This window comes from Candidatus Cloacimonas acidaminovorans str. Evry, from assembly GCF_000146065.2.
Lineage (GTDB): Bacteria > Cloacimonadota > Cloacimonadia > Cloacimonadales > Cloacimonadaceae > Cloacimonas > Cloacimonas acidaminivorans.
Genome location: NC_020449.1, coordinates 2,207,365 through 2,220,703, shown reverse-complemented (window position 1 = coordinate 2,220,703; position 13,339 = coordinate 2,207,365). Strand labels below are relative to the sequence as shown.

Annotated in this window: 9 protein-coding genes and 2 tRNA genes; all 11 read left to right on the top strand. The window is 39.0% G+C overall.

Features of this window, described 5'->3' with window-relative positions:
* Positions 1-243: 243 nt before the first annotated feature.
* Entirely contained in the window at positions 244-1,686 is a 1,443-nt protein-coding gene (locus CLOAM_RS08860) for a DUF6029 family protein (protein ID WP_044279139.1), read from the top strand.
* Between the two features lie 184 nt (positions 1,687-1,870).
* Positions 1,871-3,211: a T9SS type A sorting domain-containing protein gene (locus tag CLOAM_RS08855; protein WP_044279137.1), complete on the top strand. Its 1,341-nt coding sequence runs from the start codon at positions 1,871-1,873 to the stop codon at positions 3,209-3,211.
* A gap of 84 nt (positions 3,212-3,295) precedes the next feature.
* Positions 3,296-3,372, top strand: a tRNA-Val gene (locus tag CLOAM_RS08850).
* Positions 3,373-3,463: 91 nt separating this feature from the next.
* A tRNA-Val gene (locus tag CLOAM_RS08845) sits at positions 3,464-3,540 on the top strand.
* 533 nt (positions 3,541-4,073) lie between these two features.
* Positions 4,074-6,647, top strand: coding sequence for a DEAD/DEAH box helicase (locus CLOAM_RS08840; RefSeq protein WP_044279135.1), 2,574 nt, complete (start codon positions 4,074-4,076; stop codon positions 6,645-6,647).
* 235 nt (positions 6,648-6,882) lie between these two features.
* Positions 6,883-9,093 carry a transglutaminase-like domain-containing protein gene (locus CLOAM_RS08835; protein WP_015425563.1) on the top strand — a complete coding sequence of 737 codons (2,211 nt, stop codon included), beginning with the start codon at positions 6,883-6,885 and terminating at the stop codon, positions 9,091-9,093.
* Positions 9,094-9,151: 58 nt separating this feature from the next.
* Positions 9,152-9,955 (top strand): bifunctional DNA-formamidopyrimidine glycosylase/DNA-(apurinic or apyrimidinic site) lyase, encoded by an 804-nt coding sequence (mutM, locus tag CLOAM_RS08830; protein WP_015425562.1) that lies wholly within the window; start codon positions 9,152-9,154, stop codon positions 9,953-9,955.
* Positions 9,956-10,156: 201 nt separating this feature from the next.
* The gene (locus tag CLOAM_RS08825) at positions 10,157-11,353 is read left to right on the top strand and encodes an FprA family A-type flavoprotein (RefSeq protein WP_044279273.1); all 1,197 of its coding nucleotides are present in this window, start codon (positions 10,157-10,159) and stop codon (positions 11,351-11,353) included.
* A 69-nt stretch (positions 11,354-11,422) separates the two neighbouring features.
* Positions 11,423-12,388 (top strand): sensor domain-containing diguanylate cyclase, encoded by a 966-nt coding sequence (locus CLOAM_RS08820; protein ID WP_015425560.1) that lies wholly within the window; start codon positions 11,423-11,425, stop codon positions 12,386-12,388.
* A 148-nt stretch (positions 12,389-12,536) separates the two neighbouring features.
* On the top strand, positions 12,537-13,112 hold the full coding sequence (locus CLOAM_RS08815) for a hypothetical protein (RefSeq protein WP_015425559.1): 576 nt from the start codon (positions 12,537-12,539) through the stop codon (positions 13,110-13,112).
* Positions 13,112-13,279, top strand: coding sequence for a hypothetical protein (locus CLOAM_RS09860; protein WP_015425558.1), 168 nt, complete (start codon positions 13,112-13,114; stop codon positions 13,277-13,279). Before CLOAM_RS08815 ends, CLOAM_RS09860 begins: the two co-directional genes overlap by 1 nt.
* The last annotated feature ends 60 nt before the right edge of the window (positions 13,280-13,339 follow it).

The following is a 13,339-nucleotide window of genomic DNA, read 5'->3' as shown; positions in this document are numbered from 1 at the left end:
CAGATTTTTTATTTGAGGTTTTAATCTATGATTATAACTTGGTTGATAAGGAAAAGTCAGGAGTTATCACTGCCAAAATAACCTTTACACCTTTCACGAATTCATTTGGCAGAGAGGACTCGTAACTACCCTGAAGGAAGAATAAATATTACTCGGGAGACAGAACAAAATTTATAGTATTAAGTGAAAATTTTGTGAGAGTTTCTTGTATTAGTTTAACAAATATAAATGGTGGAACAGAAAATGAAACATACCCTGTTTATAATGCTGTTAATCAGCTTTACTTTGCTTAGTGCTCAAAACGCCCTGTCTGTAAACGGTTCCAACGAGGCAAAATTCATCTATCGCACGGTTGAGGACTCTTTGCATACCTATTTTAACGATACCTTCGGTTTCAACCTTGCCTATAGAAATTTCAGCTTTGGAATGAAGTTTATTGCCGAACTGCCCAAATATTCCACTGAACAAACGGAACTTTTAGATGAACTGGATGCCAACCGTTTGGAACTTGGCTGGCAGGAATTGTATGCCTCTTACGAAAAAGATGCCTGTAAAATATATGCCGGAATAACGGAAGAAAGTTTTGGTAACGGCATCGTTTTTCGCAGTTATAAAGACCTGGAATTTGATGTGGATAACCGTTTGGAGAGTGTTTTATTCAGCTATAACGATGCTTTTAAGTTCAAGGCAATTTATGGTGCCATAGAAAATCCTGCTATTACCGGAAAATATGATCTGGCTTATGGTGCCGATGTGCAAAGTCCTTATTTCCAAGGTCTTTCTTTAGGTGCTTCAGCTATGGCTTTCCGCAATTTGCTTGCCACCAATATCTATAATCAGCGAACTGTTTTTGCCGGCAGATTGAATTATGCTTCAAAATATGTTGATTTTCAAGCGGAAACGGCTTTCAGTGAATTATATCATCAACCCGGTATCGGAACTAAAAACGGAAAGGCAATTTATGTGAATGGCAGTTACTATTTCGGTCCTGTAACTTTAGGGGGTGCTTATAAACAGTATGATAAGTTTCAATATCGCTTAAATGACTTGCCGGCAGTAAATTATCATAATGAAACCCTTTCCGATGCCTCTGCCACAGGAGAAGATGAAATTGGCTATCAGGGTTTTGGAACCGTTAATATCACGGATTATCTTAATTTTACCGCGGACTATGCGGAAGCGTGGAATAGCGATAAAAACAAGAAAATGAACGATGCCTACATTGCCCTGGAATATGTTAAGGATTCCTTTTCTCTGCTTGCTTCCTACAGCCATATTGAAAAAATAGATGATATCAGCAATTCCTGGCAACAGGATTTAATTCCTGCCTTGCAAACAAACTTCGCTTTGCTGAAAATACCGGTGCAAATTCAGGCGGAATATAAAAAGGTCTCCAAACAAAGACAGGAAGCGGAAAGTGAGCACTTTGAACCCAAACTGCAGACGGACTTTACTTTGGGTAAACTTTCCCTTTCTTTATGCGCACAAAGCAACTGGGAAGATATAAGCGAAATTTTAGACAGCAGATATTGGGCTTCCGCTCAAATTAAATACCCGCTTTTTGAACATAGCGATATAATCCTTTTTGGGGGAAAAGAAGCTGGGGGAAAAGTTTGTCGGAATGGTGTCTGCCGCTATGTTGCTCCCTTTGAAGGTTTAAGATTTGAACTTAACACCCGCTTTTAAAAAGAATATTTCACGCAGATTACGCAGATTACGCAGATTTTTATTTGAGATTTAATTTGTGATTATAACTTGGGTGATGAGGAAAAGTTAGGAGTCATCATGGAAAAAGAAAAACAACTTCCTCGTTGTATACAGTTGCAGTTTTGCATTTTTCAATTATTATATAACACACAAGGAGATGAAAATGAAATACATTTATCTGATATTTGCTCTTTTGGCTTGCAGCATTCTTTTTGCTCAGCCGACTTATATGCCTGTAACAACTATAGCAGAGGATTTTGGAGCTACCTGGTGTTTGAATTGTCCTCTTGCCTGGCAGGGTTTACAGGCAGTTCATTCCGTTACGCATAACGGCGAATTTATTAGTGCCAGGTTATTTACGGAAAGCGGGTCTCTCAGTAATTATATGGTAGATGAAAGGTTTGACTATTATAATATTATCGGTTTGCCTAATGTGATTTTCAATGGTAAAATATCTCTGGAGGGAATAGGAGCAGGAACTGCAGATGGAACTGATTATCTTAATGCACTTTCAGTTTACCGTTATTCCGCTTCGCCGGTCAAAATTGTGCCGACTAATTTCAGTTTTGAAAGGGGTTTGATTAGCGGGTCTGTAATAATGATTTCGCCAGATGTAACGATTTCTGATGCCCGTCTTGTATATTATTTACTGGAAGATAATGTGGGAGAGGAAGACCATATTGTAAGAGCTGTTCTTTACGATGAAAATGTATCTTTAAGTGGTATTGGAGATACATATAACTTTAACCAGACATTTAACTTAAATCCTTCTTGGGTGGTAAGTAACTTGTGGGGGATTGTTTTTCTGCAGCTTCCCAATAAAACGATTCTTCAATGTATTTCTTCTCTACCTTTGCCGGAATATAATTTCAGGGCAGCTATGGACTGGAGTCGGTATATAACAGGAGATGCCAATACTAACTATCTTTCAGCTCCTTTGTGGTTCTTCAATCTTGGAGCGGCTGAAAATTACACTATGCACCTGGAAGCGGATAATGCACCAGCGGACTGGTATTTTAATTATTGTGATGAAACGGGAAACTGCTATCCAGGAAGCATTGACCGTCCTTTTTCAATGTCTGCGGGAGAAGCTTTATCCTTTCATCTGAATTTAACAGTTGGCTCATCTGCCATAGTTGACTTCCGTTTTGTAGTCAGTAGTCCTCATATCGGAAGTTACAGCATTCCTTTTCGTTATGATGCCGGCACCCCTGTGATAGATGAAACTAATAACCCAAGTGCCTTGATGATTAATAATTTATATCCCAATCCCGTTTCCGGAACTGCGGTTTTTCGTCTTTTAAGTCCTAAAAATAATGACTCTGCAACTATAGAAATTTATAATGTGAAAGGACAAAAAGTGCAGTGCCTAACTGCTATTAATCTGCATAATGGCATAAATGAAATCAGCTTTGTTCCGGATTCTTCTCTTCCCAACGGGGTTTATTTTTATCGCCTACAAAACACAAGCAGCAAGGCAGGACGCTTTCTCCTCTTGCAGTAAAAGACATTATAACGCCTTTTTTTAAGCTTATACCCAATTCGGAACTTGACAAAAAAGACCATTTAAGAATTCTGACTAAAGAGTGGGTGATTAGCTCAGTTGGTTAGAGCGCTACGTTGACATCGTAGAGGTCACTGGTTCGAATCCAGTATCTCCCACCATCTTCTTTTGTTACTGATAGTTATGTGGTTAGCTCATTATTTTGTCTTTTGGCATTCTCTTATATAATATTTTTACATTTTAAAGGTGCAAGGGTGATTAGCTCAGCTGGTTAGAGCGCTACGTTCACATCGTAGAGGTCACTGGTTCGAATCCTGTATCACCCACCACTTTTGGCAGAGGGCAGAGAGCAGAGGGCAGAGAGAATCTCAACCATCTAAACCTTTTTTTACGAGGGGCTTACGCCACCATCGCTATAATTGTGTCGCCCTGACGGGCTTTTTGGCAGAGGGCAGAGAGCAGAGGGCAGAGAGAATCTCAACAATCTAAACCATTTTTCTGGTAGAGGAACGGTGTCCTCCGTCTACAGCTTTGCAGGAAGCATTGCTTACTCAATACGGACTCATTGCTAATGCCATCCGTAATGGGTAAGCAATGGGTAAGCAATGCTATTAGGGAAGACAGGAGAAAACGGTATAACAGCTTATAATACAAATAGATATATGTTTATACCAAAATAAGGCAATAAAAATGAATAATACACAAATTGAGAAATTGGGTTGCCAAATTCCAAGTCGGAAAATGCTGAAAGCAAATTTCTTGAGAAACTTCCGGTTGCTTAAGCCAAGAAAGAATTTACCAACTCTTTTTCCTTCCGCCGCATTTTTTAGGTTAAAGATAATGCTTGACCGTAACTGCCATAATGATAGTAAGGTATAAAGATAAAAAGGACTTGGGGAAAAAGGAAGAAGTGAAACAGCAAAAGCAACAAATAGAGGACTTTATTCGGGCTTTTAAGCAGGAAAAGCGTTTTGCCTCTACAATTGTAGCGGAAAATACAGAACCGGCTAAGGCAGCGCAAACGGATTTTTATCCTGAAGGTCTTTTACCTCCTGTGCAGAATTTACTGCAAAGGATGGGCATAGAAAAGCCCTATATTCATCAGGCAGAGGCAATTAAAGCTCTTTTAGCGGGGAAAAATGTAGTGGTTAGTGCCGGGGTTGCCAGCGGGAAAAGTTTAGTTTATCAAGCAGTTATCTTAAACAGTTTGGTGCAAAATCCGCAGAGTAGAGCTTTGCTTCTTTTTCCGACAAAGGCATTAGCACAGGATCAGGCGCAGAAAATGCAGATGCTTTGTAAAGAGCTAAACAAACAAAATCCTGCCTTACCGGCAATTGTCAATGGCATTTACGATGGCGATACGGCAACGGATTTACGCGGAAAACTACGCAAACAGGCAAATATTCTTTTTACCAATCCCGATATGTTGCATTTGGGAATTTTGCCGAATCATACTTTATGGAGCGCATTTTTCTCCCGTTTGGCTTATGTGATAATTGATGAAGTGCATATTTATCGTGGTGTTTTCGGTTCGCATACAGCAAATTTGTTCAGGCGTTTGAAACGCATTACGGCTGTTTATGGCATAAAACCGCAGTTTATTTTCACTTCCGCTACTTTAGCCAATGCGCGTGAACTTGCCGAAACCCTTATTGAAGAACCGGTTGTGCTGATAGATAAAGATGGTTCACCCAAAGGAGAAAGGCATTTTTATATTTGCAATCCACCAGTTATTGAGCCCGCTTTAGGCATCCGGAGAAGTTCTACCCAGGAAATAAGCAGTATTGCTAAAAGTTTATTACAAACGAATTTGCAGGCACTTCTTTTTACGGGCAGCCGACGCAGTGTGGAACTCATTTTTCGTTATTTAACCGCTGATCAGAAAATAGCGGATAAAGTTCGCAGTTACAGAAGCGGTTATTTGGCTGAAGAACGCCGAAAAGTAGAAAGGGACTTACGGGAAGGAGAAATCGGTTTAGTTATTTCTACCAACGCCTTAGAGCTGGGAATTGATATCGGAGGACTGGATGCTATCCTTTTAAATGGCTATCCCGGAACAATTTGTGCCACCAGGCAACAAGCCGGTAGAGCTGGAAGAAAGGGAAATCCATCTCTTTGTATTTTGGAAGCCAGCGGAAATCCTTTAGACCAATATATCTGTCAGCACCCTGAATATATTTTTGCCAACAATCCTGAACAGGCATTATTAGACCCTAATAACAGTGAAATTTTGCGTCTGCAACTGCTTTGTGCCATCAGCGAAATGGCTTTTAAGGAGGGAGAAAACTTCGGTGCCTTAAGTTTTGCCGAAATTCAGGGTCACCTTTTTGCCCTTTTGGATGAGGGCTTAATAAGGCATATCGGAAACCGCTATATAGGAATAAGCGGAAAATATCCTGCCGGTGATGTTTCTTTACGCAATGCGGGAAATCAATTTCAAATTCTGGCAGATGACGAATTAGTTGGTTGGGTAGATTCCGGAAGCGTGAAATGGATGACTCATCCCAATGCGATTTACCTTCATCAGGGTGAAACCTGGGTAGTAAAAGAACTGAGTATAGAACAGAAAAAAGTGATTTTAGAGCCCGTTCAGGTAAATTATTACACGCAGGCAACACAATTCACTGAAATTGCTTTAAACGATTTGTGGCGCTTGGAAAATGTTACAGGAGGGCGTAAACACTTTGGAGAAGTGACAGTTACCAGAACTATAACCGGCTTTAAACGCTTGCGGTTTTGGACAATGGAGGTTTTAGACCAAGAGGAACTTGACCTTCCACCCGAAATTATGCAGACCCAGGCATATTGGATTTCCCTTGCAGAAGAAACGGTAGAAAGAATACGCAATCAGGGTTTGTGGAATAACGATAGCAATGATTATGGACATAAATGGGAAGAAATTTGTGAACAAATCCGCCAGCGCGATAATTATCACTGCCGGAATTGTGGTGCAACCGGGGATTTGGAAGTGCATCATATAATTCCTTTTCGCCGGTTTGAAGACCCCGCCGAGGCAAATGAGCCGGATAATCTTGTGGCTTTATGCCCACGCTGTCACCGTTTGGCAGAAACCAGAGTGCATATTCAAAGCGGATTAGCTGCTTTGGCATATCTGCTTGGAAATTTGGCACCTTTTTTTGTAATGTGCGCTCCTCAGGATTTGGGAGTTCATAGTGAAGATAAATCTCCACTGGCACTTGGCAATCCTGTAATTGTTATTTACGATAATGTTCCCGGGGGAATAGGTCTTAGCCGAAAATTGTATGAACTGCATAATCAACTTTTGTATGCCGGAATGGATAGAATTAAGGGTTGTGCCTGCGAAAATGGCTGTCCTGCCTGTGTGGGTCCTGTAGCGGAAAATGGGATAGGAGCAAAAGAAGAAGCGATGGCTATCCTAAAAGAACTGATAGAAGAAGTAAGAATTGAGAATTAAATCAGGATTTATTAGTACCTTCACAAATTTTTTCCTTATGCCGGCACGAGTCCTTACTGCCAAACGAAATCGTGAGATGTTCATAATTTTTACTGGCAGGAATGACCCCTGACTTCAATCATTCTCAATTCTCAATTCTTCATTCTACAGCTTTTTCTTGCCTGCGTTTAATTTTGTCTTATTTTATGTATAAAAAGAAAATAATGCCCAGAAAAAAAAGTAAAAGGGGCCAGAGGTGAAAAAAACATTATTAGTCATTGTTCTACTCCTCACGCTTTCATTGTTATTAGCTCTTCCTGCAGAATTTACCCGTGCCGGAAATCCGGAACTTTACAAAGAACTTTCTGCAAAGGCAAAAAACAATTTGAAGCATTTAACTTTGGAGCAAAAACAGCAATACAAAGACCTGCTGAAACAATATCCCGATATTTTGATGAACTATCTGCTTGCTTATGAAAGTGACAGTAATTTGGCAGAAGCAAAACCGGAAGATGTAAAAAGCAATTATGAAATGATTTGTGCGCTGCTGAATGAAAAAGGACTGAAATATCCTGTGGACTTTTTCCTTTCCTATATAGCCAAACAAACCGTTTCTGATGAACCCCTTACGGCTTATCGGAAAATATTATTGCAAGACGGTTTGCAGAATATAATCAATACAACCAATACCGATCTGGAAATGTTTCGTGCCGTAACTCTCTGGTGTGTTTCCAGAATTCAGTTTCAACAGACCTCGGGAAGAGATCAAAGTCCTTTGGATATTGTGCAAAAGTCCTTAATCGGACGCTGTGAAGAAATGCAAATTTTACTTGTTTCCGCCTGCCGAACAATTGGACTTCCTGCCCGTCCTGCATATACACCTTGGTGGGCTCATACGGATAATAATCATGCCTGGACGGAAATTTATTTGGACGGAGAATGGCATTATACCGGAGATATGGATATGGCTTGGTTTCCTGATAATGCCTGGTTTAGCGGTCTGGTAGATAAAACGGTGCTGATTTTGGCTGACGGAACTTTAACTACCTGGAAAGATGAGGTTTTAATTAAAGGTAAATATGATGCGGTAATCAATTCTACAGCTAACTATACTAAAGACCGCAGCCGGAAAGTGAAAATCAAAGTTGTGGATAGTAATAATAAGCCAATACCCAATGCCAATGTTATTCCAATGGTATTCAACTGGGGTTCCTTAAGGTCTTTAATTAATTTAACTACCGATAAAAACGGCTACCTGGAATTTACTACAGGTAGAGGTGCTTTTTATCTTTCAGTTTACAGCAAAGAAGGTAAAGCTCTTGTTCTGATTCCTTCCACTGCGGAAAAAACTATAGAAAAGAAAATTACTGTTACGAACACTGATTTTGCAGGTGGCTGGGCAACTTTGGAATATCCGGAAAACAGCGTTGAAAGTAAAACTCATCCCGAGGAATATGTTATTGTGGTTAATCTGGAAAAACAACGCTGGCAGGAAAAACAAAAGACATTGGAAAATGAAGCGTTGAAAACAAAAACTACGGATGATTCCCTGGCAATAAAAGTTGCTCTTGCCTGTAGAGGTAACTATTCCGCTTTCTGGGAATTTTATAAGAGGAATCCCAATCCCGACAGCAATTTTTTGCAGTTTCTGCTGGAAGGTGATCCCAAACTTTTATGGCAGGCAAATGCGGAATTGCTGGAAGCCCTTTATAATAATTGGCTAAAACTATATAAACCGGAAATGGATGAAGAAAAGGTGATGAGTTTATTCTCTCCCGTTGTTTATTACGAAAACCTGCCACAGGTGGTAAACTATAAAAAAGGTAAAGCACAACTCTATCCGGAATCATTCCATTATAATTATCCCCATAATCGGGACGGAGTTATAAAAGTGCTTTCCCGCTTGCAACAAAAATATAAAATAAACTCCAAAAAGGCATTAAGCGGACTTCCCCCTTTGCATATTTTAGTTCAGCATAAGAACTTAACTGCAGTGCAGTATAAAATTATGGCAGTTTGTTTTTTGAGGGCTAATGGCTATCCTTCTGAATATTCGCGTATTCCAAATTTGATTGCAGTGTTTATTGATGGTGACTGGCAATATGTAAATGTGGTAAAATGCGCTTGGGAAGACCTTTCCCAAGATAATAAAACCAATACTTTTCAGCTTATCTTGCAAATTAAAGATGATAAGGGAAATCCTATTGAAGCTAAAGAAGAACAACTTACCCTTTGCCGCTATGCAGAGGGAGCGTTTTATCCCTTAAATGATAATTTTGCATATCTGGGCTCGGGAAAATATAATGGTGTTTTTCCTGTTTCGGATGTCTGGCTACAGTTTGGATATAGGGTTTCGGAAAAACAAACAAGGGTCTTCCTGCAACCCTTAAAACCAAAAGTGGATGATACACTATCCCTGGAAATTATTGCAGAGGACTATCCTTTTGAGAAAAAGGAAGAAAATTAGCTCTCACAGATTACACGGATTTCCCAGATAAAAGATGAATAATAAAAGGAGAGGATAAATGCCGGAATTGCCTGAAGTGCAAAGCATTATCAACGATTTGGAAAAAGTGCTGAAAGGTAAAACTATAAAAACAATTGAATGTTACTATTCCGGAACGGTAATTACGAATTGTTTACCGGAAGATAATCCCTTTCCAAGTAGGGCTTTGGCAATAAAACGCCGCGGGAAATATATTATTATAATGCTGGAAAGGGATAATGCCTTAATAATTCACTTGCGGATGACAGGTAAACTGATTTATGATACTTTTTGCGGTGAACCCTTAAAATACGAAAGAGCCAGAATAATCCTGGAAAATAATGAAGTTCTGCATTTTATAGATATTCGCACTTTCGGAAAAATAGTTATCTGCAGTCAAAAAAACATAGAGCATTGCCTTCCGCCTTTGGGACTGGAACCCTTTAGTGATGACTTTACCCCTAAAGCTTTAAAAGAAAAAATGCACGGCAAAAAAGCTCCCATAAAGATTGCTTTAATGGACCAGAAAATTATTGCCGGATTGGGAAATATCTATGTTTGTGAAATTCTCTATCGGGCTGGAATTAATCCTGAAAAACCGGCAAATAAAATTACTCGGAAGAATATTGTGAAAATTATTCAACAGACAAAGGAAGTCCTTACGGAAGCAATAGATAAAGGGGGAACAAGTATTTCGGATTACCGCAGAATTGATGATAAACCGGGCAGTTTTCAAAACTTCTTGCAGGTTTACCAAAAGCAGTTCTGTCCTTTGGGGCATAAGGTTTTACGGCTGAAACAAGGTGGACGTTCTACATTCTACTGCCCAATATGCCAAAAATAAAAATTACTTGACCTGCTTCTGTATCTCGGATATTATATAATTATATAAGTTCTATATTGAAAGTTCTGTTAGACAGATTAAAAAATATCTGGACTCCTGTTTGCACAGGAAGGATAAAGGAATTTTCAAAATAGAAATGATTTTATATAGATGAACGATGAGGACATCGTTATTCCGCATAAAAAGAAGATGGATAGAGCTATGAAAGCAATTAAACTGAAAGAAGGCGTTTACTGGGTTGGAGTTATTGACTGGGATTTGCGTAATTTTCATGGTTATATAACTCAACGAGGTAGCACATATAATGCCTATCTGATTATAGATGAGAAGGTTACCCTTATAGATAATGTGAAGAGTTTTCTGTTTGAAGAAATGCTTTCCCGAATAAGCGATATAATTGACCCCTCCAAGATTGATGTTTTAATTCAAAATCATACGGAAATGGATCATAGCGGTGGCTTGCCGGAACTGATTAAATACCTTCCCGATACGGCTATCTACACTAATGCCAATGGTATAAAAGCTCTGAAAAGGCATTTTAAGCAGGACTGGAATTTTAACGAAATCAAAAGCGGAGACAGCATTAAAATTGGGAAAAGAACTTTAGCTTTTTTAACTACCCCGATGGTGCACTGGCCTGATAATCAATTTACTTATTGTCCCGAAGAGAAAATCCTGTTTTCCAACGATGGTTTCGGTCAGCATATTGCTTCTAATGAACGCTTTGCCAAAGAACTTCCAGCAGGCATAGTTATGGAAGAGGCAAAAAAGTATTATGCCAATATTGTTTTGCCCTATTCCAAACAGGTTAAGAAGGTTTTGGAAGAAGCGGGAAAATGGGATATAAATATGATATGTCCCAGTCATGGAGTTATCTGGACAGCAGAAAATATTCCTGAAATCCTTTCTGCTTACCACAATTGGGCTTATAATATTGCAGATGATTATAAAGCGTTAATTATTTACGATACGATGTGGAAATCCACTCAAAAACTTGCTTATACTATTTCTGCCGCATTTGAAGCAGAAGGTTTTAGAGCTCAATTAGTTAATTTGCAGACCAATCATATTTCAGATGTTATGACTGCTGTGATGGATGCCAAATTTATTGCTGTCGGCTCACCAACTTTAAACAGTTCCATTTTGCCTACGGTAGCTGCCTTTCTTTATTATTTAAAAGGACTTTCACCCCGGAATAAGATTGGTCTTGCTTTCGGAAGTTACGGTTGGGGTGGACAAAGTATACCAATTTTACATCAGCTTTTAGGAGACCCGAAAGAATGCGGTTTTGCAATGCTGGAACCGGTTCAAGTGCAATATATTCCTGATGAAGAAGAACTTACCCGGATAAAAAGCAATTTGCAACGGCAAATAAGGGAAAAACTCAATGCAATGTAATAACTTCAGTGCAGATTTTCCTGCCTGCAACTGTCCCAAAAAAACATAACTAAATTAAAGGAAGCTGATATGAAATCTTTACCGCAAGAAGACCTGTATGCTAAAATTTTTAATAGCGCCTTAGTTGCTATCGGAACAACCGATACGAAAGGAAATTTTAGTGCCGTAAATCCTGCCTGGTGTAAAGCCCTGGGCTGGACGGAAGAAGAAACTAATACCCTGAATATTAAAGATATAACTCTTGCTGAAGAACAACAGACCCTAAATCAGGAACTGAGTAAATTAGCTGAGGGAAAAGTTTGCAGTTTGCGTAAAACACAACGCTATAAACGAAAGGATGGCAGTATTTTCTGGGCTGATCTTTATCGTTCCGCATTGTTTAATGATAAAGGCAAAGTTATGGGCATTCTGGATATTTTTGTGGATATTGATGTTCAGGTAAGGTCCGAAAAAGTTCAGGGAGAATTGTTTCAGAGTTTGGAAACTTTGAATAAGGAACTGAGCAACGCCAATATAGGCCTCAAACGACAGGCAAAATATGATTCTCTAACCGGACTTTATAACAGATGGGTAATGTTAGAAATGCTGAATAAAGAAATTATCAGCTCTCTGGAAACTAACCGCGGTTTTGCTGTTGGTATTGCTGATATTGATGATTTTAAAAAGGTAAATGATACTTATGGTCACGATTGCGGAGACCTTGTTCTGGTAAAGCTGACTCAATCCTTTTTGCAGAAAATCAGAGTAACAGATTCAGTTTGCCGTTGGGGTGGAGAAGAATTTTTGTTCCTTTTTTCCGAAACGACGGAATCAGGAGCAATGATAGTTGTAGAACGCATTCGGAAAGCTATTGAAGAACTTATTATTAACTATAAAGGCAATCAGATTAAGGTTACAATTACTATTGGGGTTAGTTTTTATAACGGACAAGACCATCTGGATAGCAAAGAACTTGTAGACAGAGCAGATAAAGCAATGTATGAAGGGAAAAGCAGCGGAAAAAATAAAGCAGTGTTATATTCCAATATTCCCTGATTGTTTCACAGTATATGGATTTTACAAGGCCTTGTAAATAAATCTCGGTGTTTTCGCTGTTCTCGGTGTAAAAAAATCCCTAAAGAAAGCAGTTGACATAAAACAAAGTTCTTCTATTGTGTCTCTATGAAATAATGGGAGATAGTAAATGAAGACAAATTCACGCAGCTGGAAACCTACTCTTACTTTAGCCAGATTATTTGAAGAACAGAATCAATTTTATGATGCATTAGCCGCTTATGAGCTAATCAGTCAAAATGATCCTTCTCCGGAATTACGGGAAAGGATAGAGGAGCTTCATCTGCGTATTTTAAACGATCCTAATAGAACTTACGATCCCCGTTTGGAGCAACTCTTTTCTCCGGAAGAACTTGCCTATTTAAAAATCCTTGACCATCAGGGTTTCCTCAATATGGCTAAAGCACGGGAAAAGCTAATGGAAGAAATGCAGGGTTCAGAATTGATTTTTAGTGAAGTTATGCCTGAAGATGTTTTAGTTGATGAATCCGAACTTGATACCTTAAGAGAAATTCTGGAAGAAATTGAACAGCAGGCACAGCTAAGTTTAATTTCCGAAACAGGCGATGTTGGCGAATACAATGTTCAAGATTTCTTAATTGCGATGCTGGCTAAATTTGATAAAGACCAAAAACTGAGCGAGGTTAAATTGAGTGACCTGTTATCGCTATTTCTGGAGATGCAGAGCTTAAAAAATCAGCCCTGATGAAGCAAAAACATACCTTGAACATCAATTCCCTTTGCGCAAGCTGTTATGAAAAATGTAAACAAAAGGATTTGGTGCTTATTATTACCTGTCCTTTTTATGATCCTTTTCCCGTGCAACTGGAATTGAAATTTAAGGGATTGCGTAAAAAACCCAAGAATAAGTGATAATTCCTGCTTGCATAGGAATGACAATAAAAAACACAGGAAAGAAGAAGGAATTTTCAT

What these genes read in the sequence shown, in the direction of transcription:
- CLOAM_RS08860 (WP_044279139.1), top strand. Translation starts at nt 244, where the DNA reads ATGAAACATACCCTGTTTATAATGCTGTTAATCAGCTTTACTTTGCTT.
- CLOAM_RS08855 (WP_044279137.1), top strand. Translation starts at nt 1,871, where the DNA reads ATGAAATACATTTATCTGATATTTGCTCTTTTGGCTTGCAGCATTCTT.
- CLOAM_RS08840 (WP_044279135.1), top strand. Translation starts at nt 4,074, where the DNA reads ATGATAGTAAGGTATAAAGATAAAAAGGACTTGGGGAAAAAGGAAGAA.
- mutM (WP_015425562.1), top strand. Translation starts at nt 9,152, where the DNA reads ATGCCGGAATTGCCTGAAGTGCAAAGCATTATCAACGATTTGGAAAAA.
- CLOAM_RS08825 (WP_044279273.1), top strand. Translation starts at nt 10,157, where the DNA reads ATGAAAGCAATTAAACTGAAAGAAGGCGTTTACTGGGTTGGAGTTATT.
- CLOAM_RS08820 (WP_015425560.1), top strand. Translation starts at nt 11,423, where the DNA reads ATGAAATCTTTACCGCAAGAAGACCTGTATGCTAAAATTTTTAATAGC.
- CLOAM_RS08815 (WP_015425559.1), top strand. Translation starts at nt 12,537, where the DNA reads ATGAAGACAAATTCACGCAGCTGGAAACCTACTCTTACTTTAGCCAGA.
- CLOAM_RS09860 (WP_015425558.1), top strand. Translation starts at nt 13,112, where the DNA reads ATGAAGCAAAAACATACCTTGAACATCAATTCCCTTTGCGCAAGCTGT.